Genomic DNA, 26,641 nt, shown 5'->3' with positions numbered 1-26,641 from the left:
ACGTTCCGTCATGATGATCCTCCGAACGGAGGATGCTCCGGATCCTCTGTATGCATGACGTCACGATGCGGCATCCGGGCTGGTGGGGCGCCCGGAGACGGCCGCAAAACGCCGTCGGCGCCGCCCGGGTGACCCGGACGGCGCCGACAAAGGCTGTGCTGCTGCGGTGACGTACGCCTCAGGAGGCGCTGACCGCCTTGGCCATGGCCGACTTGCGGTTCGCGGCCTGGTTCTTGTGGATGACGCCCTTGCTGACGGCCTTGTCGAGCTTCTTCGAGGCCAGGCGGAGGGCGTTCGCGGCCGTCTCGGCGTCGCCGCCGGCGGCTGCCTCGCGGAACGCGCGGACGACCGTCTTGAGCTCCGACTTCACTGCCTTGTTGCGCAGCCGGCGCTTCTCGTTGGTCGCGTTCCGCTTGATCTGGGACTTGATGTTCGCCACGCGTCGTCTCTTCCTGATGCTGGGACAGGTCGGTTCGAGGACGTCGGCCCGTCCGGGACTGTCGGCGGTGGGGACTCGCCGGACGGCGAAACGGGCCTGGCGCGCGCACGACCTGAGCGCGCACCGTCGTCCAGGGTATCAGCCGGTGACCGGTGGTCAGGCCCAGCCGTTGACCGCCCGGACCTGCTCGGCGACGGCGTCGAACGTGCCCTTCGGCATCGTCCCGCCCTCGCGTCGGACGGCGGCCGGGTCGAGCCGCACGACCCGGTCGAGCCGCACCTCGCTCGGGCGGCGCTTCGGGTCCCACGGGCCGGAGCCGACGTCCGTCCACTGCCGGCCGGCGCGGGCCTCCTGGGCGGCGTCCCGGTCGTGGTCCTTGCTCGTGAGCATGAGGCCGAGCAGCCAGTCGCCGTCCCGGCCGATGACGAGCACCGGCCGGTCCTTGCCCTGGGAGTGGTCCTCCTCGAAGGGGACCCAGCCCCAGACGACCTCGCCGGGGTCGGCCTGGCCGTCGGGGTCGGGCCGGTACTCGATGACGGCCCGGCCGGTGAAGTCGCCGGGATAGCCGTCGGAGGTCGGCGCCGCCTGCTGCTGCGGGCGCGGCCGCGGCCGGGGCTGCGGTTGCGCGTCGCGGCGCGCGGGCCGCGGGGAGGTCGGCGTCCGCTTGCTCGGTGACCGCAGAAGAGAACGGACCGCCGCCTCGGCGCCGGCGGCGAGCGCACGGCCGAGGGCCTTGCCGAACGAACCTGCGAGTCCCTGTGCCACCCGGCGATCGTACGGCCCGTGCGGCCGCCGGTCGGTGCCTTCGGCGGGCACGCTCCGGAGTCGTCCGGCGTGCTCGGAGCGCCCCGTGTGAAGGTCACCAACCCCTGTGTGACGCGCGCGACACGCACTGAGAGGTTCATTGCCGACAAGTAACTCGCGCGTGACATCGGAGGGCTACGGTTCCGAGCCATGGCGGAACTCTTCGACGGCTACCGGCTGGGGACCGCCTGGGACGAGATGCTCAGCGACGGCGACCAGCCCCGCCGGCCGTACCGGGCGGTGCACGGCACGCTGCGCCGGCTCACCGGCGACCAGCTGAGCGTCCGCGCCGACGCGCTCGCCCGCTCCTACCTCGACCAGGGCGTGACGTTCGACTTCGCGGGCGAGGAACGGCCGTTCCCGATCGACATCGTCCCCCGGGTCATCTCGGCCGAGGAGTGGAGCGAGGTCGAGGCCGGCGTCGGCCAGCGGGTGCGGGCGCTGGAGATGTTCCTCGCCGACATCTACGGCAAGCGCGAGTGCGTCCGCGCCGGGATCATCCCGTGGCGGGTCGTCGCGTCGGCGTCCGGCTTCCAGCGGGTCGCGTCCGGCATCGCGCCGGCCAACGGCGTGCGCTGCCACGTCTCGGGCATCGACCTCATCCGCGACGAGGAGGGCAACTTCCGCGTCCTCGAGGACAACGTCCGCGTGCCGTCCGGGGTCAGCTACGTCCTCGCGAACCGGCGCGCGATGCAGCAGGTCTTCCCGGAGTCGTTCGCGACCCACCGGATCCGCCCCGTGAGCGACTACCCGCGCCGGCTGCTCGCGGCGCTGCGGGCCGCGGCGCCGCGCGGGGTCGCGGACCCGACGGTCGTCGTCCTCACGCCGGGCATCTACAACAGCGCCTACTTCGAGCACACGCTGCTCGCCCGCACGATGGGCGTCGAGCTCGTCGAGGGCCGGGACCTCGTCTGCTCCGACGGCCGGGTGCGGATGCGGACGACGGACGGCGAGCGCCAGGTCGACGTCATCTACCGGCGGGTGGACGACGAGTTCCTCGACCCGGTGCAGTTCCGCGCCGACTCGCTCCTCGGCTGCCCGGGTCTCGTCAACGCGATGCGCGCGGGCAACGTGACGATCGCCAACGCGATCGGCAACGGCGTCGCCGACGACAAGCTCGTCTACAGCTACGTGCCGGACCTCATCCGGTTCTTCCTCGGCGAGGAGCCGATCCTGCGCAACGTCCGCACCTACCGGTGCAGCGAGCGCGACGACCTCGCCGAGGCGGTCGACAAGCTCGACCAGCTCGTGTTCAAGCCGGTCGACGGCGCGGGCGGCAAGGGTCTCGTCATCGGGTCGCGGGCGACGAAGGAGCAGCTCGCGACGCTGCGGACCCAGGTGCTCGCGGACCCGCGGAGCTGGATCGCGCAGCCCGTCGTCATGCTCTCGACCGTCCCGACGCTCATCGACGGGCAGCTCCGCCCGCGGCACGTCGACCTGCGCCCCTTCGCCGTCAACGACGGCCAGAACGTCTGGGTGCTGCCGGGCGGGCTGACCCGGGTCGCGCTCCCCGAGGGCCAGCTCGTCGTCAACTCGAGCATGGGCGGCGGCTCCAAGGACACCTGGGTGCTCTCCGGCCAGACGACGGCCATCACGCCGCGCCGGGCCGTCGCCGTCGGTGCCGCACGGCGGATCTCGCTGCCCGGGCCGGACCTGCCGCCCGACGAGAACGAGGTCGCGCACCAGCAGCAGCAACAGCAGCAGCAGCAACAGCAGAGCGGGAACGGGGTGGGGTCGTGCTGAGCCGCATCGCCGAGTCGCTGTTCTGGATCGGGCGCTACGTCGAGCGCGCCGACGACACCGCGCGCATCCTCGACGTCCACCTCCAGCTGCTGCTCGAGGACCCGTACCTCTCCGAGGCCGAGGCCTGTACGGCACTGCTCGCCGTCATGGGCGTCGAGATCGACACGATGGACGCCGGCAACGGCATCGACCCGCCGCCGCCGGACATCGACCGCAACCTCGTGCTCGAACGGCTCGCCTACGCGAGCGACCACCCCAGCTCGATCGTCGGCTCGCTGAGCGCAGCCCGGGAGAACGCCCGCCGCGCCCGGGAGACGGTCTCGTCGGAGCTGTGGGAGTGCCTCAACATGACGTGGATCGGGATCGACGCCGCGCGCGAGCGTGCGACGACGGCCCACCAGTTCTTCATGTGGGTGCGCGAGCGCAGCGCGCTCGTCGCGGGCATCGCCGACGCGTCGATGAGCCAGGACGACGCCTGGCGCTTCCTCACCCTCGGCCGCTCGCTGGAGCGCGCCGACATGACGGCGCGGCTCGTCGCGACGTCGACGATCTCGGGCGCCGTCCCGTCGTGGACGACCCTGCTGCGTTCGTGCGGCGCGTACGAGAGCTACGTCCGCACGTACCGCGGCGTCGCGTCCGACGAGCGGGCCGCGGAGTTCCTGCTGCTCGACCGGCTCTTCCCGCGGTCGGTGCTCTACGCGCTCAACCAGGCCGAGGACTGCCTTGCCGACCTCGCGCCCGCGACCGAACGGGTCGGGGTCTCCGACCAGGCCCGCCGGCTGCTCGGCCGGGCCCGCACGTCCCTGGAGTACCGCTCGCTCGGCGAGGTCCTCGCGGACCTGCCGGCCGAGATGGAGAAGGTGCAGCGAGCCTGCTCGGCCTCGAGCGAAGAGGTGGCCAAGCGCTACTTCCCGCGCGCGGTGACGACGGCCTGGATCGGGGAGGTCTCGTGACCGTCGCACCGAACGGCCTCGGCGGGTACGGCGGTCAGCCGCGCCGCATCGTCATCGAGCACCGCACCGGCTACCGCTACGAGAAGCCCGTGCTCGCGTCGTACAACGAGGCCCGGCTCACGCCGATCACGACGATCGGCCAGACCGCGCTCGACGCCCGCGTAGAGGTCAGCCGGATGACCTGGACGCACACCTACTGGGACTACTGGGGCACCCAGGTCACAGCGTTCGACGTGCTCACCCCGCACGACGCGTTGGAGGTCACCGCCTCGAGCACCGTCGAGGTGTGGCCGTCGCGCGAGGTCCACGCGACGGCGACGTGGGACGACGTCCGCAGCGACGCCGTCACCGACGAGTGGGTCGAGTTCCTCGGGCAGAGCCGCAGCACGACCCCGGACGACGAGCTCGTCGACCTCGCCCACGAGGTCTCGTCAGGGCTGTCGCCGGACGCCGCCGCCCGCGCGATCTGCGAGCGGATCAACAGCCTCGTCGAGTACGTGCCCGGTGTGACGAACGTGAGCACCGACGCCGTCGAGGTCTGGCGCACCAAGCAGGGCGTCTGCCAGGACTACACGCACCTCACCCTCGGCGCCCTGCGCGCGGTGGGCATCCCGGCCCGCTACGTCTCGGGCTACCTGCACCCGCAGCCGGACGCCGCGCTCGGCGAGACCGTCGAGGGCCAGAGCCACGCGTGGGTCGAGTGGTGGGCGGGGGAGTGGGTCGCCTTCGACCCGACGCACGCCGCGCCGGCGGGGTCGGACCATGTCGTCGTGGCGCGTGGTCGGAACTACGGCGACGTACCGCCGCTCAAGGGTGTGTACGCCGGCACCGCGGGGTCGGAGCTGTTCGTGTCGGTGAAGCTGACGCGTCTGAGCTGAGGCACACCGGCGACGGAGCTACCGGGGTGACCCCAGCGGCAAGCTGCCGTTCTCGTTTCCCCGCAAGGGGTTCAGCCCGGTGGGCGGCCGCGGCGCGGGGGCGGGGCCGCGTGCCGCGGCAGCCGCCCCGCGTCGTCCAGGGCCTTGCGCAGCAACCACTCCACGTGCGCGTTGACGCTGCGCAGGTCCTGCGCGGCCCACGCCGCGACGGCGTCGTGCACGGCCGGGTCGAGCCGCAGCAGCATGCTCTTGCGCTCGCGGCGGGCCGCGCGTGACGCGGCCCCGGGCGGCGGGGGAGTCCCGCCGTCCGGGGGCGTCGCGTCGTCCGTCACGAGCCTGTCTCCGCGACCGGCTCAGGTGTAGAGCGTGCCGGTGTTGACGACCGGGGTGGCCCTGGAGTCGCCGCAGAGCACGACGAGCAGGTTGCTCACCATGGCGGCCTTGCGCTCCTCGTCGAGCTCGACGACGTCGTTCTCGCGCAGCCGGGCCAGGGCCAGCTCGACCATGCCGACGGCGCCGTCGACGATGCGGGTGCGGGCGGCGACGATGGCGCCGGCCTGCTGGCGCTGGAGCATCGCCTGGGCGATCTCGGGGGCGTAGGCGAGGTGGCTGATCCGCACCTCGAGGATCGCGACGCCGGCGACGGCGACCCGGGCGTTGACCTCGGTGGCGAGCTCGGCGGCGACGAGGTCGGTCGAGCCGCGCAGGCTCGTGCGGTCGATGCCGCCGTCGTCGTACGGGTGCGACGTCGCGACGTGGCGGATCGCGGCCTCGGCCTGGACGGTGACGAAGTCGAGGTAGTTCTGGACGGCGAACGTCGAGCGGGCGGTGTCGGAGACCTGCCACACGACGATCGCGGCGAGCTCGACCGGGTTGCCGTCCGCGTCGTTGACCTTGAGGGTGCGGGTCTCGAAGTTCTGCACCCGCACCGACACCCGGCGCCGGGTCGTCAGCGGGGTCACGAGCACGAACCCGGTACGGCGCACCGTGCCGACGTAGCGGCCGAGGAACTGCACGACCCGGGTCTCGACCGGCTGGATGATGACGAGCGCGGCCGCCGTGACGAGCGCGACGAGGCCGAGGAGCACCATCGTCGCGAGGACGACGCCGGCCTTGCCGACGGCGACGTCGCTGCCCGTCGCGAGGTCGGCCAGCCGGCGGACGAGGAACAGCTCGCCGATGCCGCACGCGAGGACGACGGCCACCCCCAGCCAGCCGCTCGCCGAGAACGCGCGGCGCTCGCTGAGGTCCACCGCCCGGGCCGTGGCGACGGGGGGCGCGAGCTGCTCGCCGGGGGAACCTGGGGTGAGGGTGGGGCTGGACATGGCGACCTCCCGAGTCGGCCCGGCCGGTCCGTGCCGGCCGATGTCAAAGTGATATCACTTTTCTGATGCCGATCAAGGGCCTTCGGTTCCGTCGTGTGCAGGTGGGCGCGGCGCTCATGGGACGATGGACGCTGCGCCGTTCCACGGGCGCACCACCCGTCCCCGACGACGTCCAGAGGTAGCCCCGCCGTGTCCCCGATGGCCCGAACGGCGCTCACGCCGTCCGCCACGCCCCCGGAGGCGATCCGGAACTTCTGCATCATCGCCCACATCGACCACGGCAAGTCGACGCTGGCCGACCGGATGCTGCAGCTCACCGGCGTCGTCGACGGCCGGGCGATGCGCGCGCAGTACCTCGACCGGATGGACATCGAGCGCGAGCGCGGCATCACGATCAAGTCGCAGGCCGTGCGGATGCCGTGGGACGAGGACGGCACGACGTACGCCCTCAACATGATCGACACCCCGGGGCACGTCGACTTCACGTACGAGGTGTCCCGCTCGCTCGCCGCCTGCGAGGGCGCCGTCCTGCTCGTGGACGCCGCGCAGGGCATCGAGGCGCAGACCCTGGCGAACCTCTACCTCGCCATGGAGAACGACCTCACGATCATCCCGGTGCTCAACAAGATCGACCTGCCGGCCGCGCAGCCGGAGAAGTACGCCGCCGAGCTCGCCGGGCTCATCGGCTGCGACCCCGACGACTGCCTCAAGGTCTCCGGCAAGACGGGGGAGGGCGTCGAGGCGCTCCTCGCCGAGATCGTCAGGCAGATCCCGCCGCCCGTCGGCGACCCCGACGCGGCCGCCCGCGCGATGATCTTCGACTCGGTCTACGACACCTACCGCGGCGTCATCACGTACGTCCGGGTCATCGACGGCCACCTGTCCCCGCGCGAGCGCATCGTCATGATGTCGACCCGGGCGACCCACGAGCTGCTCGAGATCGGCGTCATCTCGCCCGAGCCGGTGCCCTCGAAGGGGCTCGGGGTCGGCGAGGTCGGCTACCTCATCACCGGCGTGAAGGACGTCCGCCAGAGCAAGGTCGGCGACACCATCACGAACTCCTCGAAGCCGGCCACGACCGCGCTCGGCGGCTACCGCGACCCCAAGCCGATGGTCTTCTCCGGGCTCTACCCGCTCGACGGCTCCGACTACCCCGCCCTGCGCGAGGCGCTCGACAAGCTCAAGCTCAACGACGCCGCGCTCGTCTACGAGCCGGAGACGTCGGCCGCGCTCGGCTTCGGGTTCCGCTGCGGGTTCCTCGGGCTGCTCCACCTCGAGATCGTCCGCGAGCGGCTCGAGCGCGAGTTCGGGCTCGACCTCATCTCGACGGCGCCGAACGTCGTCTACGAGGTCCACATGGACGACGGCAAGGTCTTCACCGTGACGAACCCGTCCGAGTACCCCGGCGGCAAGGTCGACGAGGTGCTCGAGCCGATCGTCAAGGCGACGATCCTCGCGCCGTCCGAGTTCATCGGCGCGATCATGGAGCTGTGCCAGGAGCGCCGCGGCACCCTCGGCAGCATGGACTACCTCTCCGAGGACCGCGTCGAGATGCGCTACACGCTGCCGCTCGCGGAGATCGTCTTCGACTTCTTCGACCAGCTGAAGTCGCGCACCCGCGGCTACGCGTCGCTCGACTACGAGGCGGACGGCGACCAGGCCGCCGACCTCGTCAAGGTCGACATCCTGCTCCAGGGCGAGGCGGTCGACGCGTTCAGCGCGATCGTCCACAAGGACAAGGCCTACGCGTACGGCGTCTCGATGGCCGGCAAGCTCAAGGACCTCATCCCGCGCCAGCAGTTCGAGGTGCCGATCCAGGCCGCCATCGGCGCCCGGATCATCGCCCGCGAGAACGTGCGCGCGATCCGCAAGGACGTCCTCGCGAAGTGCTACGGCGGCGACATCACCCGTAAGCGCAAGCTGCTCGAGAAGCAGAAGGAGGGCAAGAAGCGGATGAAGATGGTCGGGCGGGTCGAGGTCCCGCAGGAGGCCTTCATCGCCGCGCTCTCCAGCGAGGCCGCAGCGGGTGAGAAGAAGAAGTAGTCGTCACATGCCGTAATCTCCCGGTTTCGTTCAGACGTCGTCACGCGGTGTGCAAGGCTGCTCACCGATCTGTTGGACGACGTCACCCGGGAGACCACTGCACATGGCGCGGGTCCGTGCGCTGGACGGCCTCCGGGCCGTCGCCGTGATGCTCGTGTTCCTCAAGCACCTCCAGCTCCCCGCGTTCCGCGGCGGCTGGGTCGGCGTCGACATCTTCTTCGTGCTCTCGGGCTTCCTCATCACGAGCATGCTGCTCGGCGAGCACGAGCGCACCGGTCGGATCGACCTCAGGAGCTTCTGGGTGCGCCGGCTCGCCCGGCTCTACCCGGCGCTCATCGCCATGGTCGTGCTCGGCCTCGCGATCGCCCCCGAGCGGTTCGCCGGGCACCCGGGTGTCACCTGGTCCGCGGTCATCGCCCTGACGTACACCCAGGACCTCACCCGGTTCTGGACGCCGTACGCCGGCGGCTTCGACCACACCTGGTCGCTCGCCGTCGAGGAGCAGTTCTACCTGCTGTGGCCGCTCGCCGTGCTCCTCTGCCGAGGCCGCCGGGCCGCGATCGGGGTGCTCGCCGCCGGGATCGCCGTGGCCGGCGCCGGCTCGCTCTACCTCTACGGCGGGCTCGTCCCGCCGGCCCGCAACGTCGCCTACTTCTTCCTCCACACCCGCGGCTGGGAGATCGTCGTCGGCTGCCTGCTCGCCGTCGTGCTGACCAGGGTGCGGGTGCCGGCGCTGCTCGGCTCGGCGCTGCTCTGGCTCGCGCTGCCGGCGACCGCAGCCGTCGTCCTGCTGTGCGGCCGGCCGACGACCCCGCTGTGGGTGGCGGTCGGCGCCGCCGTCGTGCTCTCGGTCGTCGTCGTCGCGGCCCTGGTGTCGGCGCCGCGGGCGACGGTCGGCCGGGTGCTCTCGCTCGCGCCGCTCGTCTGGCTCGGGCGGGTCTCGTACGGCGTGTACCTCTACCACTGGGTCGTCATCCGGCTCGTCTACCGGCACCTCACGCCGTACGACGGGCTGCCGTACGCGACGGCGCTCAAGCAGGCGACCGTCGTGGCGGTCACCCTCGCCGTCGCCGGGCTGTCGTACCACCTGCTCGAGCGGCCGATCCAGGTCGGCGTCCGGCGTCACCTCGAGCGCACGGCCGCCGGCCTGCCGCGCGGACGGCGGATGCGGCACGCCGCGGGCGCCGGTGCCGCGCCGGACCTGACGATCGACCTCAGGGAGCCGTCGCTGCTCGTGCCGGCCGGGGGGCCGGACGTCTGGGACTGGCCGGCGGTCGCGGCGCCCTCTGCTGCCGGACCCTTTGCTGCTGACCCGTTCGCTGCTGACCCGTTCGCTGCTGAAGCCTTCGGTGCTGACCCCTCTGGCGCGGAACCGGTTGTCGTGCAACGGGTCTCCATCGACGCGCTCTTCGGCGGGCCGGTCGAGCCCGCGCCCGCAGAGCGGCACGCGGGGGAGCGGCCGTCCGGCGCGCACGTCCGCTCCGGGCCGGCGCCCGACGGGCCGGTGTCGGCCGAGCCGGTGTCGCAGCACGCGTGGATGGGGCCCGACGGGCTCGTCATCCCGATGCCGGGGCGCGACGCGCTGCACCCGTCCGGCTCGCTCTGACCTCACCGCGACTGTCGTCGCCCCTTCGTTCCTGCATCTTCTTGACCGGTACAGACGATCGCGATACTGTACCGGTACAGAACATCACGAGACCTGAGGAGGTCCCCGACATGGAGCTTCTCCCGCTGGCTGCCTACCTGTCCCGCGAGGGGCAGCGGGCCACCGCGCTGAGCGCCCTCCCGAACGCCCCCGTCGTCCCCGACCGGGCCGCCCGCACCTCGCGGGCCCCGCGGGCCCGGGCCGCGCTGGCGACCGGGCTGCACCGCCTCGCGGACGGCGTGGCGCCGCGCCGCGTCGCCGGCTGCGCACCCGTGTGCTGACCGACGTACGCTCGGCCCTGGACCCCGGCCGGCCCCCGGCCGGGGCCGGGTCGGGAGGGCCGGGAGGTTCGGTGGCACGGGTCACCCTGCAGACGATCGCCGACCGCGTCGGCGTGAGCCGGATGACCGTGTCCAACGCGTTCTCCCGCCCCGACCAGCTCTCCGCCGACCTGCGGACCCGGATCCTCACCGCCGCGCAGGATCTCGGGTACGTCGGCCCCGACCCCGCGGCCCGCGCGCTCGCCCGGGGGACCACCGGCGCCCTCGGCGTCCTGCTCAGCGACTCGGTGCCCTACGCGTTCACCGACGAGGTCGCGATCGGCTTCCTCGGCGCGGTCGCCGAGGAGCTCGCCCCGACCGGGCTCGCCCTCACCCTGCTCACCGCCGCGGCGGACGGCGACATCGTCCCTGCCCGGGACGTCGCGATGGACGGCGCGCTCGTCTACTCGTGCGACACGGCGTCCCCGGCGGTCGAACTGCTCTCCCGGCGCGGCCTGCCGCTCGTCTTCGTCGACCAGGAGCCGGTCCCCGGCATCCCGAGCGTCAACGTCGACGACCGCGGCGGGGCCCGCGCCGCCGCGCAGCACGTCGTCGACCTCGGCCACCGCCGGGTCGCGCTCCTCACGACCGGCCTGCGCGGCCGGCACGGGCTCGTCGACGCCCCCTTCGTCGACGGGCAGCACCACACCGAGCGGCAGCGGCTCCTCGGCTGGACCGAGGTGCTCGACGCCGCCGGCGTCGACGTCCGCGTCGTCCGGACGCCGCACTGCCGCCCCGAGGACGGCGCGGACGCCGCCGACCTCGTCCTCGACCCGGCCGGCGGTCCGCGCCCCACCGCCGTCCTCTGCTACTCCGACGCGATGGCCGTCGGCCTCGTCCGGGCCCTCGCCGAGCGCGGGCTCCGGGTGCCGGACGACGTCTCCGTCGTCGGCTTCGACGACAACCCGGTCGCCGCCCGGATGAGCCCCGCGCTCACGACGGTCCGGCAGGACCACCGCGCCAAGGGCCGGGCCGCCGCTGCGGCGCTCACCGGTGCCCTCGACCGGGCCCGCCGCGGCGAGCCCGTCGCGCAGGCCGAAGCGGTGCTCCTCCCGACCGAGCTCGTGGTCCGCGAGAGCACCGCCCCGCCCTCCACCTGACCGGGCCGGTCCGTGAGCGTCTGCGGGGATCCGACAGCGGCAGAACGCCGTTGTCGTTACCCCGCAGTCAGGTGAGCGGGGTGCTGTCGGGGATCAGTGGGCTGACCGCGCAGGTGGCGCTGCACGCGACCGGGGTGCCTCGCCAGCCGGCCCGACGCAGGACGACGACCACGTCGGCCGCGACCTGGCACGGAGTCTCGACCACCTCGAACCACCCGTACTGCAGGGACCGGTCACCGACGAGGGTCACGCTGTTGTCGCGACGGCGGTCAAGCCGGCGCAGCCACTCCGGATGTGCCTCGAGGCCGTCCAGCTCCACGACCGTCTCCCACCGCCGGTAGCGGACGTCGCGGTAGCGCCGGCGCACCTGACGACCCGACCCGTCGAGGACCGCTTCGGGGCGGTTCCGCTCGGCACGCGGCAGCTCGTGAGCGCGCTCGACGGCCCGTCGGTAGCGACTCTCCAGAGCCGACTGGACCCCTTCCGTCACCTCCCCGAGCATCTCCGCCAGCAGCGCCCGGTGCCGGATGCGCGGCCGTTGCACGAGCGCCGCGCGGATCCGCCCAGGGGTGGTCCGTCGCGTCGCGGTGGCCCGGATGACCAGGTCCACCACCTGACCGGGAGGGGCGTTGCGCACGACGTCGAGCAGCGCCTCCTCGAGACGGACCCGCGGTGGGCTGCCGACCGGGTGCACCACCTCGTCCAGCCGGCGTCGCCGCACGACCACGACGCCGGTAGGTGCCCGCACGCGACGCTCCCACGGGATGCACACCGTCAGTCGCTTCGGCGGGCTGTCGAGGACACCCCACAGCCACAGCGCGGCCGTTCCGCCCAGTGCTGCACCGCGGCCCGCGTGGAGAACCGCGGCCCAGGCTTGCGTCATGGCCGGGACCGGCCCCGTGAAGACGGCGTAGACGCCGAGGTGCAGCCCGGTCCAGCGTCGGGCGTCGAGCAGGGCACCGACCTGCCCGACCGTGCAGCCTGTCGCGAGCAGCTGCTCGCGGCTCACGACACCTGCCTGCTCCGCCGCCAGCTGCTGCCAGGCCGGCACGGCACGGCCCCGCTGGTGCTTCCTCCGATCCCTCCCGACCACCCCCGAGATCCTGCCGACAACCACGGAAACCCGTGATCCGTTGTCCACAGGCGGCGTTCTCACGCCTCTGCGGGGATACCCCGACGGCGTTCTGCCGCAGGCGTTTCCCCACAACCGGGGGCAGGGTCAGCTCTTCGTGCGGTACGTCGGGGGGCGGCGGTGGTGGGTCGCCTGCTCGAACGCGTACGCGAGCGACAGGAGCCGCGGGTCGCTCCAGCGCGCCCCGACGAACGACACCCCGACGGGCAGCCGCTCGACGAACCCCGCCGGCACGGTGACGCTCGGGTAGCCGGACACCGCCGCGGCCGTCGACGAGAACGGCAGCGCGAACCGGTCGCCGGCGCCGAGCGTCGTCCGCCAGGCCGGGCCGTTCGTCGGGGCGAGGACGGCGTCCAGGTCGTGGGCGGTGAGCGCGCCGTCGATCGCCGCGCGGGCCGCCGCGGTCGCCCGGCGCCGGGCCGCGACGACCGACCGGTGCGTCGCCGACTTCGCCGTCGCGGCGGCCTCGAACGTCTCCTGGCCGAAGTAGCGCAGCTCGACGCTGTCGGCCCGGTGCGCGGCGACGAGCGCCGCGATGGTGCGCGGGTGGTCGCCCGGGGTCGCCTGCAGGTAGGCCTCGAGGTCGCGCCGGAACTCGCTGTCCAGCGCGGTCGACTCGTCCTCGAAGACCGGCTCCATGTCGAGGTCGACGTCGACGACGGCCGCCCCGGCGCGTCGCAGCGCGGCGACGGCGCGCTCCACGACCCGGTCCACCCGGACGTCCTGCCCGGCGAGCCGCCAGACGCCGATCCGTGCGCCGGCCAGGGCGTCGGCGTCGAGCGCGGCCGGCGCGGGCAGCCGGCGCGGGATCTCCTGCGTCGCGACGTCCTCGGGGTCGCGGCCCTGCAGGACGGCGAGGAGCAGCGCGGCATCGACGACGTGCCGGGCCATCGGGCCCGCGGTGTCCTGCGCCGCGGAGATCGGGACGATCCCCGAGCGGCTCACCAGGCCGAGCGTCGGCTTGAGCCCGACGACGCCTGACAGGCTCGCGGGGGAGACGATCGAGCCGTCGGTCTCGGTGCCGACGGCGACCTGCGCGAGGCTCGCCGCGACGGCGACCGCGGACCCCGTCGAGGAGCCGGACCCGTTGCGGTCCAACGCGTACGGGTTGCGGGTCAGGCCGCCGACACCGCTCCACCCGCTCGTGCTCCGCGGGGAGCGGAAGTTCGCCCACTCCGACAGGTTCGTCTTGCCGAGGAGCACCGCCCCCGCCCGTCGCAGCCGCTTGACGACGGTCGCGTCGTCCGCCGGGCGCAGCCCGAGCAGCGCCCGCGAGCCCGCCGTCGTCGGCAGGTCACGGGTGTCGATGTTGTCCTTGACCATCACCGGGATGCCGTCGAGCGCACCGCGGGTCGCACCCGCGGCCCGGCGGGCGTCGGACGCCACCGCCTCGGCGAGCGCCCGCGGGTTGAGCCACAGGACGGCGTTCGTCAGCGGGTCGACCGCCTTGACCCGTCGCAGGTACGCCGCGGTGAGGTCGACGGCGGTGAGGGTGCCGGCGGCCATCCGGTCCTGGAGGTCCGGGATCGTCGCGGCGTCGAGGTCGAACCCGAGCAGGTCGTCGAACGCCCCGGCCGGCCGCCGTGCCGTCGAGGGCAGCGGGGGCGAGGTCGGGTCGTCGGCGGCGGCCACGCCGGGGTCGGCGGGACCCGTCGCGGGGGTCCTCACGGCCGCGAGCACGTTCGTCGGCTCGCCACTCATCGTGCCCACCTCGGTCGTCGGCCGTGCCCCTGGCCCGCGGCGATCGCCTGCGGGGCCCGGGTGAGAGTATGCGACGCATGGACACCGCGCCTGCCCCGGGACGGCTCACCGCCGTCTGTGTCGTCCACGAGATCGTTCACGTGGTCGGCGGCGAGCCCGGCGAGGTGACCGCGATCGACAAGCGGCAGGTCACCGGCGCGGTCGAGGTCGGCGTCCTCGGGCTCGCCGGGGACACCCAGTGCGACACCGCCCACCACGGCGGGCCGCCGAAGGCGCTGTACGCCTACGCCGACGAGGACGCCGCCTGGTGGGCCGCCGAGCTGGGCCGGGAGATCACGCCCGGCCTGTTCGGCGAGAACCTGCGCACGAGCGGCATCGACGTCGGCGGCGCCGAGATCGGCGAGCGCTGGCAGGTCGGCGAGCCGGGCACCGGGGTCGTGGTCGAGGTCACCTACCCGCGGATCCCGTGCATGACCTTCCAGGGCCGGATGGGGGAGGACCGCTGGGTCAAGCGGTTCACCGACCACGGCGCGATGGGCACGTACCTGCGGGTCGTCGTCCCGGGCCGGGTGGCCGCGGGCGACCTGGTCAGCGTCGTGACCCGGCCGGGGCACGGCGTCCGGGTCGCCGACGTCTACCCGACGATGAGCGCGGCGGCCGGCCGGGCGCTGCTCGACGCCGCGGGCGTCGGCGTCGTCGCCCTGGAGCCCGAGCTGCGCGAGGCGGCCGACCGGGCCACGGCCCGCCGCTGATGCCCTCCGCCCTGCCCGACGGCGAGCCCGCCCCCGCGGACGGCGCGCTGCCGGCGTCCGTCGCGGACGGTGCGGCGGGCCGCGGGTTCGGGGTCTACGTGCACGTGCCGTTCTGCGCCGTGCGCTGCGGCTACTGCGACTTCAACACGTACACCGCGCTCGAGCTCGGCGGCGGTGCCGACCAGAGCGCCTACGCCGCAACGGCATCCGGCGAGGTGACGCTCGCCGCCCGGGTGCTCGCGACGGCGGGCGCGGCGGCCCGGCCGGCCGCGACGGTGTTCTTCGGCGGCGGCACGCCCACCCTGCTGCCGCACGCCGACCTCGGCCGGCTGCTGGGCGCCGTCCGCGACGCGTTCGGGCTCGCGGCGGGCGCCGAGGTGACGACGGAGGCCAACCCGGACTCGGTGTCCCCGCAGTCCCTGGCGGCGCTCGCGGCCGCCGGGTTCACCCGGGTCTCGTTCGGGATGCAGTCGGCGGTGCCGCACGTGCTCGCGACCCTCGACCGCACCCACGACCCGGCACGGGTGCCGCAGGCCGTGGCCTGGGCCCGGGAGGCCGGGCTCGGTGTCTCGCTCGACCTCATCTACGGCACGCCGGGGGAGAGCCTCGCCGACTGGACGACGAGCGTCGACGCCGCGCTGGAGTGCGAGCCGGACCACGTCTCGGCGTACGCGCTCGTCGTCGAGGAGGGCACGAAGCTCGCGGTGCGGGTGCGCCGCGGCGAGGTGCCCGTGCCGGACGACGACGACCTCGCCGACAAGTACGAGGCGGCCGACGAGCGGTTCGCCGCGGCCGGGCTGGGCTGGTACGAGGTGAGCAACTGGGCGCGCACGCCCGCCGACCGGTGCCGCCACAACATCGGCTACTGGCGCGGGGACGACTGGTGGGGCGTCGGCCCCGGGGCGCACTCGCACGTGGGCGGCGTCCGCTGGTGGAACGTCCGGCACCCGCGGGCCTACGCCGACCGGCTCGCCGCCGGGCTCAGCCCCGCCGCGGGTCGCGAGACGCTCGACGCCGGGCAGCGGGACGCCGAGGTGGTGCTCCTCGGCGTCCGGCTCGCGGACGGTCTCCCGCTCGAGCGGCTGCCCGCCCACGGCCGGCAGGCGGTCGCCGGGCTCGTCGCCGACGGGCTCGTCGCCGGGCCCGCGGCGCTCGGCGCGGACGGGCAGGGCCGGCGCGTCGTCCTCACCCGCAGCGGGCGGCTGCTCGCCGACGCGGTGGTGCGGGCGCTCGTCGACTGACGCGGGACGCCGTCCGGAGACAGGCGTGCGGCCCGCCTCCTGCACGGGGAACAGGATGCGGGCCGCACGGTCCGGTGCGCCTCGGGACGAGGCCGCCTCAGCAGCTCAGCAGCTCAGCTGATGAGTCGCAGGGCGAACGGGTAGCGGTACCGCTCGCCGCGGTTGGCGGCCATGCCGCCCATGATCGAGAGGATCAGGCCGCCGATCCACAGGACCGGGTAGAGCAGGAACCCGATGGCCACGAAGGAGAGCACGACCGCGACGACCCAGCCGATCGCGAGCGTGATCTGGAAGTTCAGGGCCTCCTGGGCCTGGTCCTTCACGAACTCGTCGCGGTCCTTGTACATGATCCAGACGACGAGCGGCGCGATGAAGCCCAGGACGATGCCGCCGAGGTGCGCGAGCATCGACCACGTGCGGCGGTCGGAGTCGCTGACGGCGCCGGCGCCGCCGAAGCCCTGGGGCGTGCCGTACTGCTGCTGCGGGGCGCCGTACCCGGGAGCCTGCTGCTGGTACGCCGGGGGCTCGCCGTAGGACGGGGCCGGCGCGCCGTAGGACGGCGGCGTGGAACCGGCGCCCGGCGTCGGGTCGCCGACAGGTGGCGTCGGGTTCTCGGTCATCGTGGTCCTCTCGTTCGGGTCGGGCCGGTCGCAGGGACCGGGTGCCGCAGGGGGCTGCGGCGGAGCACGGGCGGCGATGACGCCGCTCGTCCGCGGCGACCCTGACACCGGCTCACGGGGTGCAGGAGGTGCGGCGGACCGTGCGGATACACGTCATCGGCGTGTCGCGGGCGGCCGATCGTGCGTGGCCTGCCGGTCGTGCATGCCTTCTCGTGGATCCGTGCGGTCGTGCGCCCCGAGTGCCCCGGAGGCCCGGTGCCGGGCCTCCTCGCCGGACACCGTATGCCCCCGGGGGGCGGGTGCGCGCAGATTGCGGAGATCGCGACATGACAAGTTCACATGCCCTGTCATCGACCTGTCACGCGGTGAATCAGGCGGACGACGCAGCGTCAGCTGACGAAGCGGATCGTCAGCGGGTAGCGGTACTCCTCGCCGCGGTTCGCGGCCATCGCGCCCTGGATCGTCGTCACGAGGTAGAGCACCGCGAGGGCGACGAGCAGCGGGATGCCGATGAGCACGAACGCGAGGACGCCGGAGACGAGCGCGTAGATGAGCACGGAGATGTTGAAGTTCAGCGCCTCGACCGCGTGCCGGCGGACGAACGCGGAGCGCTGCCCCATCGTCGCCATGACGACGGCCGGGCCGATGAGCCCGAGCGCGACGTAGGCGGCGACGAAGCTGGACAGGTGGGCGACCATGCCCCACGTGCGCTCGTCGCCCGCGGAGAGCGGGGCGGGGCCGGTGGGGTAGCCGTACGGGGCGGGGCCGGTGGGTTCGGACATCGTGGTGACCTCCTCAGGACACCTCCAACGGTAGGAGCGTCCTTCTCCACCGACGATGCCGTCACCCGGCCGGTTCCGGGTGGGGAGAACCCCACCCCCCGTTCTCGCCGGTCCTGGTCCTGACCTGGGTCAAAGGTCGGTCGTGTCGCCCGTCGTGAAGTCGATGAGCTCCTCGACGCGGCCCAGCAGTTCGGGCTCGAGGTCGGTCCAGGAGCGGACCGTGCCGAGGATCCGCTTCCAGCCGCGGGCGACGTCCGTCTGCGTCTCGTGCGGCCAGCCGAGGTGGGCGAGCACGCCCTCCTTCCACGGCCGGCCCTTCGGGATCCGCGGCCAGGCGTCGAGCCCGACCCGGGCCGGCCGGACCGCCTCCCAGATGTCGATGTACGGGTGGCCGACGACGAGCACGTGCGCCCGGGCGGCGCCGAGCCGGGCGACGGACGCCGCCTCGTGCCACTCCTTGGAACCCTCGACGAGGTGGTCGACGAGGATGCCGAGCCGCCGTCCGGGCCCGGGGGAGAACTCCGCGACCGCGGCGGCCAGGTCGTCGACGCCGTCGAGCATCTCGACGACGACGCCCTCGACGCGCAGGTCGTCGCCCCAGACCTTCTCGACGAGCTCGGCGTCGTGCCGGCCCTCGACGAGGATCCGCGACGCGCGCGCCGTCCGGGCCCGGTGGTGCTCGACGACCCGCGAGCCGGACGCCGTCCGGGTCGGCCGCGTCGGTGCCGCCGCCTTGGGCGCGACCAGCCGCACCGCCACGCCGTCCACCCAGAACCCCGGCCCGAGCGGGAACGCCCGCACCTTGCCGCGCCGGTCCTCGAGCGCCACGACGTGGATGCCGCCGCTCTTCTCGACCCGCACGACGGCCCCGACCCAGCCGGTCTCGACGTCCTCGACGACGACCCCGGTCTCGGCGGCCACCTCGGGCAGCACCTTGGGCTTGCGCGCGTTGGCGAGGACGTCCCCCGAGTACCTGTCCATACGGTGACGTTAACCACCGGTCTGCGCCGCCCGGCCGAGGCTCGCCGGGGTGGGGTGGCGTCCTCTGGTGGGTTGTGCACGTGTAGGCGGCGTCGTGTGGTGGGTCGCGCACGTGTGGGGCGGCGTCCTCTGGTGTCAAACGCACCCAACGTCGTCCTTTGGTGTAGAAAACACTGCAAAATGCTGTTTTGGAGTACTTTTCACACCAGAGGACGGTCCGCACCCAGGCCGCCCGCGTGCCACCGAGGCCCATGAGATGCGTGAGACCGATGGTGCGCGTGAGGCGTTCTGACGTGAACGGCGGCGTCCTCACCGCCAGTCGAAGTACTCCCGGTGGAACCGGCCGACCGGGACGCCGCCCGCGCGCAGGCCGTCGGTCATCGACTCGACGAGGCCCTCGGGGCCGCAGAGGAACACGGACAGGTCGCGGGGCTGCGCCCGGACCCGGGACAGCACGGTCGCGGCGGTGAGCCGGCCGTCGACGTCGCTGCGGACGACGTGCACCCGCACGCCGGGGTGCGCCGCGGCGAGGGCCTCGATCTCCTCCGCGTAGGGCACCGGCTTCTCGGCGGACGTGTAGAAGAAGTCGACCTCGCCGTGCACCGGGTGCTCGCCGAGCGAGCGCAGCCACGACAGGAACGGCGTCACGCCGACCCCGCCCGCGACCCAGACCTGGTGCGCGGTGCCCTTGCGGTGGGTGAAACGGCCGTGCGGGCCGCCGATGACGGCGGGCATCCCGGGCTCGACGAGGTCGCCGACGGCGCCGGTCCAGTCGCCGAGCGCCTTGACGGTGAACCGGACGACGCCCTCGCCGGGCGCGCTCGCGATGGTGAACGGGTGCCTGTGCCAGCCGTCCTTGGCCTCGAGGAAGACCATCGCGAACTGGCCTGGGACGAAGTCGAGGCGGCGGCCGAGCGGGCGCAGCGCGATCTCGACGAGGCCGGCGCCGACGCTCGTCACGGCGGACACCTGGTAGTCGTGCAGCGCCATGAACCGGCGGGCGAGCAGCTCGCGGTAGACGTAGAAGGCGAGCCCGAGGCCGGCGACCGCGACGTACGACCAGCGCAGCGTCTGCGAGCCGAACGTCGTGGCGTCGAGGAGCCCGTGGAGGAAGCCCGCGGCGACGAAGAGCCCGGTGAGGCGGTGGAAGCCGCGCCAGCGCTCGTACCCGCCGAGGATCTTCTGGAGCAGGACGACGCCGGGCAGCCGGGTGGCGCGGTCGGTCACCGGGTGGAGCACCGGCGGGAGCACCGAGCGCCAGCGGGGGAGCACCGACCAGACGACGAGCGCGACGAGCCCGCCCGTCGCGACACCCGCCAGGGCCGGGCCGACCGTGCTCGGCGAAGGGTTGCCGGCGAGCGCCGCGTGCGGGGCGAGCAGGAGCATCCCGGTGATCGCGACCCGCCGGTGCCAGATCGCGGCCCGGTCGATCCCGTCGAACCAGCGCTCGACCCACGGCAGCGTGCTCACCAGGACCAGGCCCGTCGACAGCAGGAGGACCGCCTCGGCGCCCGCGAGCTGCCCGAGGAACGTGCGCAGCCCGACGTCCGGCGGCCGGACGGCGAACCACAGGGCCGCGTAGGCGGTCACCAGGGCGGCCACGACGAGGGGTCCGGCCTGCCGGTACCAGGGCGGGACCAGCCCCGAGGACGTCGTCGACCGGCGGTGCGGGATCTTCTCGGACGTCTGCGGGGTCACAGGGACGATCCTCGCCCTCGCCGGGGTCGGCGGGCGGGACGTCGGCCCCGACGCGGCCGCCGGAGGTGCGCGAGGGGTGCCGGACCGCTCCAGCACGTAGACTGGCACTCGACTGACGCGAGTGCCAGGGCGTGGGTCTTGGCACATGGTCGAGGGCGGAGGAGGTGGCTGAGTGGCGGCGTTGCCCGATGACCGCAGGCTCGCCGTCCTGCGGGCGATCGTCGAGGACTACGTCCAGACGCACGAGCCCGTGGGCTCGAAGGCCCTCGTCGAGCGGCACAGCCTCGGCGTCTCCCCGGCCACGATCCGCAACGACATGGCCGCGCTCGAGGAGGACGGGCTCATCGCCCAGCCCCACACGAGCGCCGGCCGGGTGCCCACCGACAAGGGCTACCGGCTCTTCGTCGACAAGCTCCAGAGCGTCAAGCCGCTGTCGGCCGCGGAGAAGAAGGCGATCCAGACCCTGCTCGACGGCGCCGTCGACCTCGACGACGTCATCGACCGCACGGTCCGGACCCTCGCGACGCTCACCCGGCAGGTGGCCGTCGTCCAGTACCCGTCCCTGACCCGGTCCACGGTGCGCCACGTCGAGCTCGTGCCGATCGGCGGGCCGCGGCTGCTCGTCGTCCTCATCACGAACACCGGTCGCGTCGAGCAGCGGGTCGTCGAGGTCGGGGCGGAGCCGAACGAGGCGCTGCTCGGCGAGGTCCGGGCGCGGCTCAACGCCGCCGTCATCGGCAAGCGCCTCACCGACGTCGCGAGCCTGGTCGCCACGCTGCCCGAGCAGTTCGGCGCGGAGGACCGCGAGCTCGTCCGGACCGTGCTCGAGGCGATCGAGGACTCGCTCGCGATCGAGCGCGAGGAGCGGATCGTCCTCGCCGGGACGGCGAACCTCGCCCGCTCCGGCACCGACTTCGTCGGCTCGATCGGGCCCGTCCTCGAGGTGCTCGAGCAGCAGGTCGTGCTGCTCAAGCTGCTCTCGGAGATGGCCGAGGACGCGTCCGGCGTCGGCGTGCTCATCGGGCACGAGACGGCGCACGCGGGCCTGTCCGAGGCCGCCGTCGTGGCGTCCGGGTACGGCGGCCAGGGCGAGCCGCTCGCCCGGCTCGCGGTGCTCGGCCCGACCCGGATGGACTACCCGACGACGATCGCCGCCGTCCGCGCCGTCGCGCGGTACGTGTCGCGGATCCTCGCCGAGTGAGCCCGCCCGAGCGGCGAACGTAGACCGCGCCCAGACGTTGAACCCCGCAGACGTTGAACGAGGGACGCCGGCCCGACCGGCCGGCGTCCGCCCCCACCGGCCATGACCCCAGGCCCTGACGACGGAGCTCCGTGAGCGACTACTACGAGATCCTCGGCGTCTCGCGCGACGCGACGAACGACGAGATCAAGAAGGCCTACCGCAAGCTCGCCCGCGAGCTGCACCCGGACGTCAACCCGGAGGCGGGCGCGGAGGACCGCTTCAAGGAGGTCGGGCGCGCCTACGAGACGCTGTCCAACCCCGAGAAGCGCCAGGTCTACGACATGGGCGGCGACCCGAACGGTGCCGCGGGCTTCGGCCAGGGCTTCGGGTTCACCGACATCTTCGAGACGTTCTTCGGCGCGGCCGCCGGCGGCCAGCGCGGCCCGACCCCGCGCCAGCGCCGCGGGCAGGACGCGCTCATCCGGATCGAGGTCGACCTCCAGGAGGCGACCTTCGGCGGCACCCGCGAGCTCCAGATCGACACCGCCGTCGTCTGCCCGACGTGCACCGGCTCCTGCTGCCGCCCCGGGACGTCCCCGCAGGTCTGCGACGTCTGCAAGGGCCGCGGGCAGGTCCAGCGGGTGGCCCGGTCGTTCCTCGGCCAGGTCATGACGACCCAGCCGTGCGCGCGCTGCCACGGCTTCGGCAGCGTCATCCCGGACCCGTGCCTCGAGTGCTCCGGCGAGGGCCGGGTCCGCACCCGCCGCACGATCGCCATCAAGATCCCGGCGGGCGTCGACACCGGCACCCGGATCCAGCTCGCCGGCCACGGCGAGGTCGGCCCCGCGGGCGGGCCGTCCGGCGACCTCTACGTCGAGGTCGTCGAGCGCCCGCACCCGACGTTCACCCGCCGCGGCGACGACCTGCACTGCACGCTCGAGATGCCGATGACGGCCGCCGCGCTCGGCACGACGGTCGAGCTGGAGACCCTCGACGGCAGCGAGGAGATCGACGTCCGGCCCGGGACGCAGTCCGGCGAGGTCGTGACCCTGCGCGGGCTCGGCGTGGCGCACCTGCGCGGCGCGGGCCGGGGCGACCTCGTCGTCCACCTGTCGGTGCTCACCCCGAAGGCGCTCGACGAGGAGCAGGAGCGGCTGCTCCGCGAGCTCGCCGCGCTGCGCGGCGAGGAGCGCCCGGCCGGGCGGATGGCGCCGGCGCAGGGGGCCGGGTTGTTCTCGAAGCTGCGGGACAAGATCGCGGGGCACTGACAGCTGGGTCGACCTCGTTCTCTGGTGTCGGAAGCACACTAAAAGTCGATCTTGAGGTGTTTTTGACACCAGAGGACGTCGCGGGGTGCTGACGATCGTCAGTCGCCATTCGCTGGGGGATGGACATCTGACAGGCCTCGCCCCGTCCCCGCCGAGCGCGTTCGTCACGTCGTCCACAGGCGGGGTCCTCGGGCGAGGCACGAGGACCCTGGATTCGATGCTGTTCGGGCATGCCTCGTCGCCTCGTCGTCCCCGAGCAGCTCAAGGGATCCCCGTTCCGGGGCACCGCCGTCGTCGCGAGCGGACTTCTCACGCGTCGGCAGCTCGCCTCGCAGGCCTACGTCCGCATCGCCTCCGATCTGTACGTGGTCCGCGGTGACGAGCGCTCGGACGACGTCCGCCGGGCGGCCCTGCACCTGCTCGCCGGTGACCGTGCCGTCGTCAGCGGGCTCACAGCGGCATGGCTGCACGGCGCGTGGAAGCCGGCGCCGGGCCAGCTGGTCCCGCTTGAGCTGACCCGGCCGGTGCGGGCTCCGGGCACGCGGGTGCAGGGCGTCGGCCGGCGCAGGCTCACGCTGCGGGGGAGCCCCGACCTGCCGGCGCCCGGCTACGGACTGTCCGAGCTCGACGACGACGTGGTCGAGATCGGCGGTCTCGCCGTCACGTCGCAGCTGCGCACGTGCTTCGACCTCATGCGGCAGCGGGAGCTCGTGGAGGCCGTCGCGGTCGCGGACCAGTTCGCCTACCGGTGCGGCATGCCGCTCCACCTGCTGGCGGCGTACTGCGACGACCGGCGCCGATGGCCGCACGTCCGGGCGGCGCGGGTGGCCGTCAGCCTGGCGGTCCCCGGGGCGCGGTCGCCCGGGGAGACCCGTCTGCGCATGGTCCTCGTCCTCTCGGGCTACCCGGAGCCGTTCGTCAACGTCGATGTCGTCGACGAACGCGGTGGGCACGTCGCCACCCCGGACCTCCTGCTGTGGACCCGGCGCTGGGTCGCGTTCGAGTACGACGGCGCCTACCACGACGAGGGCGAGCAGCCGGACCTCGACCGGGACCGCGGCAACGACATCACGACCGACCTCGACGTGCCGACGCTGCACTACGTGGACAAGCACGTGCGCTACGGGCGGGCGGGCATCCTGCGGTCCGTCGCGAAGCTGTCCGACTGTCCGCCGGCGCGGCCGCTCGACGACCGCGACTTCTCGAGGTGGGTCAGAGGCGGCGGGCGTCGGTTCTAGCGCTGCTGCTTCTGCCTCGCGACACGCTGCACCGACACGCCGTAGCGGCGCGTCCTCTGGCGGGTGAAGAACTCCAAAACCGGGTTTTGATGTGCTTTCGACACCAGAGGACGGGCGCCGGGTTGGCGTTGAGTGCATACCCCGCCAGAGGACGACGCGAAGCGTGCACAACACACCAGAGGACGCCCCCGCACACGTGCAAGACCCGCCAGAGGACGCCCGTCCGCGCACACCACCCGCCAGAGGACACGCGCACCCACCGGTAGCGTCGCCCCGTGACCCTGCCGCTCTTCCTCCTCGCCGACGGCGCGCTGCGCGAGGTCAGCCCCGGCGCCCGTCTCGTGCTCGACGGCGACGAGGGCCGGCACGCCGCGACCGTGCGGCGGATCCGGGCCGGCGAGAGCGTGGACGTCGCCGACGGGTCGGGGCGGACGGCGCGCTGCGAGGTCGTCGAGGCGCTCAAGGCGGCGCTCGTGCTGCGGGTCGAGGCGCTGGCGGACGTCGCGCCGCGGCTGCCGGGGCTCGTCCTCGTGCAGGCGCTCGCCAAGGGCGGGCGGGACGAGGCGGCCGTCGAGACCGCGACCGAGTACGGGGTCGACGCCGTCGTGCCGTGGCAGGCCGGGCGCAGCGTCGTGCGGTGGGCCGCCGAGCGCGGCGAGAAGTCCCGGCTGCGCTGGGGCGCGACGGCCCGGGCGGCGGCGAAGCAGTCGCGCCGGGCCACGGTGCCGGACGTCGGCCCGCTCGTCACGACGACGGCGCTCGCCCGGCGCACGGCCGAGGTCGTCGCGACCGGGGGAGCGGTGCTCGTGCTGCACGAGGGGGCCACCGAGCCGCTCGCGACCGCGCCGCTGCCCGACGCCGGTCGGCCCGGCGCCGAGGTGCTCGTCGTCGTCGGCCCCGAGGGCGGCATCGCCCCGGACGAGGTCGAGGCGCTCGTCACCGCGGGCGCGCGGGCCGTCGTCCTCGGGCCGGAGGTGCTCCGGGCGTCGTCCGCGGGGCCGGCGGCGCTCGCCGTCCTCTCGGTGCGGCTGCGGCGCTGGGGCTGAGCAGCCGCACCCGGAGCGTGCGGATCAGTTGACGGTGAACGTCTTCGAGTCGCTCCAGGCCGGCTCGCCGGCGGGCCCGGGGATGCTGACGACGAGCTCGTAGAAGCCCGGCTTCGTGTGGTCGACGTCGATCGCCGCCGCCCCCCGGGAGCCCGGTACCGCTGCCTCGCGGCCGCCCTCGAAGCCGACGACCGCCGTCCCGGACGCGATCTTCTTGTCGTTGCGCCGCACGGTCCAGGTCACCCCGTCCCGGGCCTCGTAGCCCGCGCTGACACCGAACGTCCCGAGCCCGCGGCCCAACGTCGTCCCGTCGTCCGGGTCGACGAGCCAGACCGGGGCCAGCGGGTCGTCGACCGAGTGCTGCCGGCGGAAGACGCCGCCGAGCTCGAAGTTCGGGCGGCCGAAGAGGTAGGTGTTGAGCGCCGGGCCCTTGACGGTGATCCGGACCGGGACGTCGGGGCGCCCGACCACCGCGGACGCCGTCCAGACGAGCTGCTGGATCGCGATCGTCGCCCGGCTGTCCGTCGCCAGCCGGACCGTCGTCATGGCCGGTGTGAGTGCGACGACGACCTCGCCCTTCGCCTCGTCCCACCGGGCGTCGACCTTCGACGAGCCGGCACCGCCGAAGACCCGCACGTAGTCCGCGTCATCCGGGCGGCGGCTGACCGCCTCGGTGAGCGCGTCCGAGAGCCGCTCGCTGATCCCCACGGCGGTCGTCGGGCGGTACTCCCGGTAGAGCCTGTACTCGACGCGCTTGCCGCGCTCGAGCTCGCCGACAACGTAAACGGGCAGCCGGGGGACCGGGTCGGTGTTCACGGACGTCGTCCCGTTGCCGCCCTCGCCGGCGGGCGGGGCGTCGGTCTTGCCGGTGAAGATCGGGAACCGGTCCAGCGCGAAGCCGCCGACGCCCGCGAGGACGACGACCGCTGCCGCCGCGGCGAGCACGCTCACCCAGGACCGCCGTCCGTCGCCCCGGCCGGAGCGACCGGTACGACCCGAACGGCCCGGCAGCGACACGAGCCGGCGCACGCCGGACGACGCCGTGCCCTGCTCCGCCTCGATCGCGGCCCGGATCCGGGCCAGCCCGTCCGCGGACGGCGTGATCGCCGCCGCCTCCCGGGCGAGGGCGTCGCGCAGCAGCGCCGCCGTCGGCTCCAGGGCCGGGTCGGGCAGGGGCTCGAACGCGTCGACGATCCGCTCGTCGCTCATTCCGGCACCTCCCCGAGGCGCTCGAGGGCCGCCTTCAGCGAGGCGAGGCCGCGGTGCGCGTGGCTCTTGACGGCACCGCGCGACAGCCCCAGGGTCTGCGCGATGTCGAACTCGGACATGTCGGAGTAGTACCGCAGGACGAGCACCTCCTGCTGCCGTCGGGGCAGCGTCCTCAGGGCGGCGAGCACCCGCGCGTCCTCGCTGGAGCGCACGGCGCGCTCCTCGGGGCCGGCGGGCTCGGGCGGGGCGGGCTGACGGTAGCGCTCCTCGACGCCGCGGTGCCGCAGCGCGGACCGGGAGGCGTTGACGACGCTCGTGCGCAGGTACCCGTGCGCGGCGGCGGGGTCGGCGAGCGAGCCCCAGCGGCGGTGCAGGGCGACGAAGGCGTCCTGGACGAGCTCCTCGGCGACCGAGGCGTCGCGGGTGAGCATCGTGGCGAGGCGGACCAGCGGGGCCCAGTGCGAGCCGTAGAGCATCGTCACGGCGGTCTCGGCGTCCCACGTCGTGGGGTCGTCGGCGACCGGGGCGCTCCGGGCGGGG

25 protein-coding genes are annotated in these 26,641 nt (G+C 73.8%); 13 read left to right on the top strand and 12 right to left on the bottom strand.

The window, feature by feature from the left end:
• Positions 1-178: 178 nt before the first annotated feature.
• On the bottom strand, positions 179-439 hold the full coding sequence (gene rpsT, locus EDJALFJO_RS18330; protein ID WP_088287758.1) for a 30S ribosomal protein S20: 261 nt from the start codon (positions 437-439) through the stop codon (positions 179-181).
• A gap of 156 nt (positions 440-595) precedes the next feature.
• The gene (locus EDJALFJO_RS18325) at positions 596-1,204 is read right to left on the bottom strand and encodes a type II toxin-antitoxin system PemK/MazF family toxin (protein ID WP_198950423.1); all 609 of its coding nucleotides are present in this window, start codon (positions 1,202-1,204) and stop codon (positions 596-598) included.
• A gap of 189 nt (positions 1,205-1,393) precedes the next feature.
• Between EDJALFJO_RS18325 and EDJALFJO_RS18320 the strand changes: the two genes are divergently transcribed.
• From EDJALFJO_RS18320 to EDJALFJO_RS18310, 3 genes are read left to right on the top strand one after another with little or no spacing between them, the layout of a single operon-like run.
• Positions 1,394-2,986, top strand: coding sequence for a circularly permuted type 2 ATP-grasp protein (locus tag EDJALFJO_RS18320; RefSeq protein WP_088287757.1), 1,593 nt, complete (start codon positions 1,394-1,396; stop codon positions 2,984-2,986).
• Complete coding sequence (locus EDJALFJO_RS18315; RefSeq protein WP_088287756.1) at positions 2,980-3,939, top strand: alpha-E domain-containing protein; 960 nt, start codon at positions 2,980-2,982, stop codon at positions 3,937-3,939. The genes EDJALFJO_RS18320 and EDJALFJO_RS18315 overlap by 7 nt, the downstream gene beginning before the upstream one ends.
• A complete protein-coding gene (locus EDJALFJO_RS18310) occupies positions 3,936-4,817 on the top strand; it encodes a transglutaminase family protein (RefSeq protein ID WP_198950422.1) in 882 nt (293 codons plus the stop codon). Before EDJALFJO_RS18315 ends, EDJALFJO_RS18310 begins: the two co-directional genes overlap by 4 nt.
• A gap of 71 nt (positions 4,818-4,888) precedes the next feature.
• Here the strand turns inward: EDJALFJO_RS18310 and EDJALFJO_RS18305 are convergent, their stop codons facing one another.
• On the bottom strand, positions 4,889-5,149 hold the full coding sequence (locus EDJALFJO_RS18305; RefSeq protein WP_088287755.1) for a toxin-antitoxin system HicB family antitoxin: 261 nt from the start codon (positions 5,147-5,149) through the stop codon (positions 4,889-4,891).
• Between the two features lie 21 nt (positions 5,150-5,170).
• A complete protein-coding gene (locus EDJALFJO_RS18300) occupies positions 5,171-6,142 on the bottom strand; it encodes an SPFH domain-containing protein (protein ID WP_088287754.1) in 972 nt (323 codons plus the stop codon).
• Positions 6,143-6,340: 198 nt separating this feature from the next.
• On the opposite strand from EDJALFJO_RS18300, the gene lepA reads away from it, so the two are divergent.
• The 4 genes from lepA to EDJALFJO_RS18280 all read left to right on the top strand — a co-directional run bounded on the left by lepA (position 6,341) and on the right by EDJALFJO_RS18280 (position 11,250).
• On the top strand, positions 6,341-8,185 hold the full coding sequence (lepA, locus tag EDJALFJO_RS18295; protein ID WP_088287753.1) for a translation elongation factor 4: 1,845 nt from the start codon (positions 6,341-6,343) through the stop codon (positions 8,183-8,185).
• Positions 8,186-8,288: 103 nt separating this feature from the next.
• Entirely contained in the window at positions 8,289-9,791 is a 1,503-nt protein-coding gene (locus EDJALFJO_RS18290; RefSeq protein WP_088287752.1) for an acyltransferase, read from the top strand.
• A gap of 110 nt (positions 9,792-9,901) precedes the next feature.
• Positions 9,902-10,111 (top strand): hypothetical protein, encoded by a 210-nt coding sequence (locus EDJALFJO_RS18285; protein WP_088287751.1) that lies wholly within the window; start codon positions 9,902-9,904, stop codon positions 10,109-10,111.
• Positions 10,112-10,182: 71 nt separating this feature from the next.
• Positions 10,183-11,250: a LacI family DNA-binding transcriptional regulator gene (locus EDJALFJO_RS18280; RefSeq protein ID WP_088287750.1), complete on the top strand. Its 1,068-nt coding sequence runs from the start codon at positions 10,183-10,185 to the stop codon at positions 11,248-11,250.
• Between the two features lie 67 nt (positions 11,251-11,317).
• Here the strand turns inward: EDJALFJO_RS18280 and EDJALFJO_RS18275 are convergent, their stop codons facing one another.
• Both EDJALFJO_RS18275 and EDJALFJO_RS18270 read right to left on the bottom strand, forming a co-directional pair.
• Complete coding sequence (locus EDJALFJO_RS18275) at positions 11,318-12,259, bottom strand: hypothetical protein (protein WP_143448642.1); 942 nt, start codon at positions 12,257-12,259, stop codon at positions 11,318-11,320.
• Between the two features lie 210 nt (positions 12,260-12,469).
• Positions 12,470-14,083, bottom strand: a complete 1,614-nt coding sequence (locus tag EDJALFJO_RS18270) for an amidase (protein WP_088287784.1) — start codon at positions 14,081-14,083, stop codon at positions 12,470-12,472.
• Between the two features lie 77 nt (positions 14,084-14,160).
• On the opposite strand from EDJALFJO_RS18270, the gene EDJALFJO_RS18265 reads away from it, so the two are divergent.
• Both EDJALFJO_RS18265 and hemW read left to right on the top strand, forming a co-directional pair.
• Positions 14,161-14,835 carry an MOSC domain-containing protein gene (locus tag EDJALFJO_RS18265; RefSeq protein WP_088287748.1) on the top strand — a complete coding sequence of 225 codons (675 nt, stop codon included), beginning with the start codon at positions 14,161-14,163 and terminating at the stop codon, positions 14,833-14,835.
• The gene (hemW, locus tag EDJALFJO_RS18260; RefSeq protein WP_088287747.1) at positions 14,835-16,076 is read left to right on the top strand and encodes a radical SAM family heme chaperone HemW; all 1,242 of its coding nucleotides are present in this window, start codon (positions 14,835-14,837) and stop codon (positions 16,074-16,076) included. Before EDJALFJO_RS18265 ends, hemW begins: the two co-directional genes overlap by 1 nt.
• A 113-nt stretch (positions 16,077-16,189) precedes the next feature.
• On the opposite strand, the gene EDJALFJO_RS35065 is transcribed toward hemW, so the two are convergent.
• From EDJALFJO_RS35065 to EDJALFJO_RS18240, 4 genes are all read right to left on the bottom strand, one after another.
• Positions 16,190-16,696: a DUF4870 domain-containing protein gene (locus tag EDJALFJO_RS35065; RefSeq protein WP_198950421.1), complete on the bottom strand. Its 507-nt coding sequence runs from the start codon at positions 16,694-16,696 to the stop codon at positions 16,190-16,192.
• A gap of 389 nt (positions 16,697-17,085) precedes the next feature.
• Positions 17,086-17,478, bottom strand: coding sequence for a DUF4870 domain-containing protein (locus EDJALFJO_RS18250; RefSeq protein WP_198950420.1), 393 nt, complete (start codon positions 17,476-17,478; stop codon positions 17,086-17,088).
• A 129-nt stretch (positions 17,479-17,607) separates the two neighbouring features.
• Positions 17,608-18,459: a DUF3097 domain-containing protein gene (locus EDJALFJO_RS18245; protein WP_088287746.1), complete on the bottom strand. Its 852-nt coding sequence runs from the start codon at positions 18,457-18,459 to the stop codon at positions 17,608-17,610.
• Positions 18,460-18,768: 309 nt separating this feature from the next.
• Complete coding sequence (locus tag EDJALFJO_RS18240) at positions 18,769-20,157, bottom strand: hypothetical protein (protein ID WP_158220477.1); 1,389 nt, start codon at positions 20,155-20,157, stop codon at positions 18,769-18,771.
• Between the two features lie 181 nt (positions 20,158-20,338).
• On the opposite strand from EDJALFJO_RS18240, the gene hrcA reads away from it, so the two are divergent.
• The 4 genes from hrcA (at position 20,339) to EDJALFJO_RS18220 (ending at position 24,892) form a co-directional block, all read left to right on the top strand.
• Positions 20,339-21,358, top strand: a complete 1,020-nt coding sequence (hrcA, locus tag EDJALFJO_RS18235) for a heat-inducible transcriptional repressor HrcA (protein WP_088287781.1) — start codon at positions 20,339-20,341, stop codon at positions 21,356-21,358.
• 131 nt (positions 21,359-21,489) lie between these two features.
• Positions 21,490-22,608, top strand: coding sequence for a molecular chaperone DnaJ (gene dnaJ, locus EDJALFJO_RS18230; protein WP_088287744.1), 1,119 nt, complete (start codon positions 21,490-21,492; stop codon positions 22,606-22,608).
• 230 nt (positions 22,609-22,838) lie between these two features.
• Positions 22,839-23,846 carry a hypothetical protein gene (locus tag EDJALFJO_RS18225; RefSeq protein ID WP_088287743.1) on the top strand — a complete coding sequence of 336 codons (1,008 nt, stop codon included), beginning with the start codon at positions 22,839-22,841 and terminating at the stop codon, positions 23,844-23,846.
• A 275-nt stretch (positions 23,847-24,121) separates the two neighbouring features.
• Positions 24,122-24,892, top strand: a complete 771-nt coding sequence (locus EDJALFJO_RS18220; protein WP_088287742.1) for a 16S rRNA (uracil(1498)-N(3))-methyltransferase — start codon at positions 24,122-24,124, stop codon at positions 24,890-24,892.
• 24 nt (positions 24,893-24,916) lie between these two features.
• On the opposite strand, the gene EDJALFJO_RS18215 is transcribed toward EDJALFJO_RS18220, so the two are convergent.
• Together EDJALFJO_RS18215 and EDJALFJO_RS18210 are read right to left on the bottom strand one after the other, a co-directional pair.
• Positions 24,917-26,101, bottom strand: a complete 1,185-nt coding sequence (locus tag EDJALFJO_RS18215) for a hypothetical protein (protein ID WP_088287741.1) — start codon at positions 26,099-26,101, stop codon at positions 24,917-24,919.
• Positions 26,098-26,583 (bottom strand): SigE family RNA polymerase sigma factor, encoded by a 486-nt coding sequence (locus EDJALFJO_RS18210; protein WP_369812555.1) that lies wholly within the window; start codon positions 26,581-26,583, stop codon positions 26,098-26,100. The genes EDJALFJO_RS18215 and EDJALFJO_RS18210 overlap by 4 nt, the downstream gene beginning before the upstream one ends.
• Positions 26,584-26,641 lie beyond the last annotated feature (58 nt).

It is taken from the genome of Kineosporia sp. A_224 (assembly GCF_002198655.1).
In the GTDB taxonomy this organism is placed as follows: Bacteria; Actinomycetota; Actinomycetes; order Actinomycetales; family Kineosporiaceae; genus R-H-3.
The sequence above is the reverse complement of the archived record's forward strand: the minus strand, read 5'-3'. Positions and strand labels throughout refer to the sequence as shown.